The following is an 888-nucleotide window of genomic DNA, read 5'->3' as shown; positions in this document are numbered from 1 at the left end:
CCAAACATACTGCTGCAAATTCACCCACCAAAGATCAACACGCCCTAATAACTTATAAGTAGCGTCGCGTAATTTAAGTGCAGCCAGCACTAAAACAGCGATAAAAACGTAGAACCCATACTCGCAAAGTAGCTACGAACGCCCTGAGGCTTAGCATGTTCAGTTGTTATGTGTTCAGGAATATAGCCTTGCTCAAATGCTTTAATGTACACATCGAGTTGTTGGCTTTCTTTTAAGGTCGTGTTTTTTCCGTGCAGCATCATTTGCACTACAAAACATTGGCTTTGTGTAATGTTACTTAAAGTAAGGTTTACAGTACCAGATTCAAGGTCTGCATTGCTCAGCGTTTTTTCAGTAAAATACTGCGCCCCACGCGCACTGGGCTGCGTAGCACTTAGTGAAATAACATCGCTCTCATTTGCGCCATCAGGCAACACACATTGCAGCGTAATGTTATGCGCAGCACTGGCTTTTAGTGACAGCTTTTCATATTCCATAGCGTGGCTCATCGCCGCAGACATAGAATCATCAAATGATTGCTGTGCAAATGTTAGTTGCACTAAGGGTGTACTCATCTTACTTAATCTTCTTGAGTTTATTCATTTATCGGATAGAGATTATCGCGGATCAAAGTTACAGATTTATGACTAATTGCACTAATTAGTACAATTATTGAGTGGTTTGATCAAAGAGGATCTTTGCACTTCTAATATGAAAACAGTTTGTGATACATTTAGAGTAGATAGTTATATACAGCAAGGTCAGGCGAGTGAGTATTGACTAGATAAAGCCGCTAACCAGTAATGCTATGTAAAATGAGTAAATAAAAAATATAATGTAAATTATATTTTAGTGTAAACACTTTATCCCACAGTAAAAAATAATTTA

Annotated in this window: 1 protein-coding gene; it reads right to left on the bottom strand. The window is 38.2% G+C overall.

The genetic code is table 11. From position 1 onward, the window contains the following. Window positions 1–89: 89 nt before the first annotated feature. Window positions 90–575, bottom strand: a complete 486-nt coding sequence (locus GQR46_RS20150; RefSeq protein WP_165742304.1) for a hypothetical protein — start codon at window positions 573–575, stop codon at window positions 90–92. Window positions 576–888 lie beyond the last annotated feature (313 nt).

Source organism: Pseudoalteromonas sp. Z1A6, assembly GCF_011378745.1.
Taxonomy (GTDB): Bacteria; Pseudomonadota; Gammaproteobacteria; order Enterobacterales; family Alteromonadaceae; genus Pseudoalteromonas; species Pseudoalteromonas arctica.
This window is presented reverse-complemented; position numbering and strand designations above follow the sequence as displayed.

What these genes read in the sequence shown, in the direction of transcription:
- GQR46_RS20150 (WP_165742304.1), bottom strand. Translation starts at nt 575, where the DNA reads ATGAGTACACCCTTAGTGCAACTAACATTTGCACAGCAATCATTTGAT.